This window comes from Mesorhizobium sp. M4A.F.Ca.ET.090.04.2.1 (assembly GCF_003999085.1).
Taxonomy (GTDB): domain Bacteria; phylum Pseudomonadota; class Alphaproteobacteria; order Rhizobiales; family Rhizobiaceae; genus Mesorhizobium.
In genome coordinates this window covers 1-3,300 of record NZ_RZOT01000617.1, presented here as the reverse complement: position 1 = coordinate 3,300, position 3,300 = coordinate 1, and the positions used below count along the sequence as shown (strand labels likewise).

Genomic DNA, 3,300 nt, shown 5'->3' with positions numbered 1-3,300 from the left:
CGGGGCGGCCCGAGCCGGTGCCGACCCCATTGGCGTTGAAGGCGATGGCGAAGGCCGGCCGGCGCGCATGGTCCTTGAGGCGTGAGGCGAGCAGGCCGACGATGCCCGGATGCCAGGTCTGGCTGGCGGTGACGACGATGGCCGGGCCATTGCCGCCGGCAAGCTCGGCATCGGCCTCGGTGCGCGCCTCGGCCAGCATCTCCAGCTCCATCTGCTGGCGCTCCTGGTTCAGCCGGTCTAGCGTCTCGGCGATCGTGCCGGCCTCGACCGGATCGTCGGTGGCAAGCAGGCGGCTGCCGAGCGCGGCATCGCCGATGCGCCCCCCGGCATTGATGCGCGGCCCGATCAGGTAGGCGAGGTGAAAGGTGCTGATCGGCTCGCCGATGCGCGACACCCGGGAAAGGGCTGCCAACCCCTCGCTTCTCTGCTGGCGCGCCACCTGCAACCCCTTGACCACGAAGGCGCGGTTGACGCCGGTGAGCGGCACCACGTCGCAGACGGTCGCCAGCGCCACCAGGTCGAGCAGCGACAGCAGGTCCGGCGGGGCGGCCTCCGACAGCCGGCTTCGCAGGATCTTCGCCGTCTGCACCAGGCAGAGGAAGACGACGCCGGCGGCGCAAAGATGACCCTGCCCCGAGAGATCGTCCTCGCGGTTGGGATTGACCACAGCATTCGCCACCGGCAGCGGGCCGCCGACCTGATGGTGGTCGAGCACCACGACATCGGCGCCGGCCTGCTTGGCCGCGTCGATCGAAGTGGCGCTGTTGGTGCCGCAGTCGACCGTGACGATCAGCTTGGCGCCGCGCGAGATGAGGTCGCGCATGGCTTCCGGATTGGGACCGTACCCCTCGAAGATACGGTCGGGTATGTAGATTTCCGACGGCACCGAGAAATGCGCGAGGAATCGCTTGAGCAGCGCCGACGAGGCCGCGCCGTCGACATCGTAGTCGCCGAAGATCGCCACCTTCTCCTTGGCGATGATCGCCTCCGCGATGCGGGAGGCGGCCTTGTCCATATCGGTGAGCGAGGCCGGGTTCGGCAGCAGGTCGCGGATCGTCGGGTCGAGGAAGCGCTCTGTCTGCTCCGCGCTGACGCCGCGCCCGGCCAACACCCTTGCCACGATGTCCGGGACGCCATGGCCCTGCGCGATGGCGAGCGCCGTCATGTCCTGCCGTTCAGTCAGCCGATGCTCCCACGAGACACCGGTCGCCGATTGCCTGACATCCAGGAAAAGCCGTCTTTCGCCCGTCATGCGACGCGCCGTCCGCATATTTTCATAGTGCCGATACTAATATGCGACGGCCAATCGGGACGGAATCAAAACTTTTCCAGATCCTGGTGACGCGCTTTGATCTCGCGCACCGTCCGCGACGACGAGCGCAGCACGATCGTGTGCGTGGTGATGTAGGTGCGGCCGAACTTGACGCCGTCGAGCATGTTGCCGTCGGTGACGCCGGTCGCCGCGAACAGCACGTCGCCGCGCGCCATGTCCTTCGCCTGGTAGACCCGCTTCGGGTCGGCAATGCCCATCTTGGCCGCGCGCGCCACCTTCTCCGGCGTATCGAGGATCAGCCGCCCCTGCATCTGGCCACCGGTGCAGCGCAACGCCGCCGCCGCCAACACGCCTTCCGGAGCGCCGCCGGTGCCGAGATAGATGTCGATGCCGGTCTCGTCGGGGTCCGTGGTGTGGATGACGCCGGCGACATCGCCGTCGCCGATCAGCCTTATCGCCGCGCCGGTCGCGCGCACCGCGTCGATCAATTTGGCGTGGCGTGGGCGGTCGAGGATGCAAGCGGTGATGTCGGACACCGCGACACCCTTGGCCTTGGCCAGGCTGGCGATGTTTTCGGCCGGCGTCGCGTCGATGTCGATGACGCCGTCGGCATAGCCCGGCCCGATGGCGATCTTGTCCATATAGACGTCGGGCGCGAATAGCAGGCTGCCCTTTTCCGCGATGGCGATGACGGCAAGCGCATTGGGCAGGTTCTTGGCGCAGATCGTCGTGCCTTCGAGCGGATCGAGCGCGATATCGACCGCCGGACCTATGCCGGTACCGACCTCCTCGCCGATATAGAGCATCGGCGCCTCGTCGCGCTCGCCCTCGCCGATCACCACCGTGCCCTTGATAGCCAGCCGGTTCAGCTCCTGGCGCATGGCGTCGACCGCGACCTGGTCGGCCGCCTTCTCGTCGCCCCGCCCGCGCAGCCTGGCAGCCGCCACCGCCGCCCGCTCGGTGACGCGCACCAGTTCCATGGTGAGTATCCGGTCAAGGCCGGCGACAATGTTCTGGGCCACGTTCATCTGTGGGAAATCCTCGTTGACGCGAGCGGTCGTATCTTGAGTCGCTCTAACACTTGTTTTGAGCAATTCGGCGGGGAAAACCGCTGCGCAGTTTTCCTGGAATTGCTCCCGCCTCCCGCAGAGGCGCGTTTCTTGTGTCAAAGCTCCGTGACAACGGCAAGACTTGGCCGGGGATTTTTTGAAATCCCAGCAATATCAATCGATTGAAGGCGAAGTTGGTCCGAACTATTCGGCCCGTTCGATGCGGATCACCTGCGGCTTGTCAGTCAGGTGGCCATCCTTGGTGATGCCCTCGACGGCCTTGCGCACCGCTGCTTCCGTCGTCTCGTGGGTGACGAGGATGACCGTCTTCTGCGCGTGTGTTTCCGGGCCTGCGGCCTGCTGGACGATCGATTCCAGCGAGATGTCGTTGTCGGCCATGCGCTTGGCGATCGCGGCGAAGACGCCGATGCGGTCATGCACGGTGAGCCGGATGAAATAGCCGCCGGCATGGCTGCGCATCTGGGCCCGCTTGTACGGCCTCAGCTCCTTCGCCGGGCGGCCGAAGACCGGTCCGTGCTGGAAGCCCGGCCGGCTCTTGGCGATGTCGGCGATATCGCCGATCACCGCCGAAGCGGTGGCGTTGCCGCCCGCACCTGGGCCGGAAAGCAGAAGCTCGCCCAGAATGTCGGTCTCGATCGCCACCGCGTTGGTGACGCCGTGCACCTGCGCGATGACGGAAGCCGTCGGCACCATGGTCGGGTGCACGCGCTGCTCGATGCCGCTCTCGGTGCGCTGCGCGACGCCGAGCAGCTTGATGCGATAGCCGAGGTCCCCGGCCGCGCGGATGTCGGCTTGGGTGATGTTGGAGATGCCTTCCATATAGATGTCGTTGGCGGCGATCCTCGTGCCGAAGGCAAGGCTGGTCAGGATCGACAGCTTGTGCGCCGTGTCGTGGCCCTCGATATCGAAGGTCGGATCGGCCTCGGCATAGCCGAGCCTTTGCGCATCCTTGAGGAC

The 3,300-nt window shown here is 66.4% G+C and carries 3 protein-coding genes; all 3 read right to left on the bottom strand.

Features of this window, described 5'->3' with window-relative positions; genetic code table 11:
• The coding region (recJ, locus tag EN781_RS29185) for a single-stranded-DNA-specific exonuclease RecJ (RefSeq protein ID WP_127400578.1) at window positions 1-1,252 on the bottom strand (1,252 nt) is incomplete at its 3' end.
• 65 nt (window positions 1,253-1,317) lie between these two features.
• Complete coding sequence (gene glpX / locus EN781_RS29180; protein ID WP_126054250.1) at window positions 1,318-2,301, bottom strand: class II fructose-bisphosphatase; 984 nt, start codon at window positions 2,299-2,301, stop codon at window positions 1,318-1,320.
• Between the two features lie 225 nt (window positions 2,302-2,526).
• Window positions 2,527-3,300 (bottom strand): homoserine dehydrogenase (locus tag EN781_RS29175; RefSeq protein WP_127400577.1); only part of this gene is annotated, 774 nt, incomplete at its 5' end.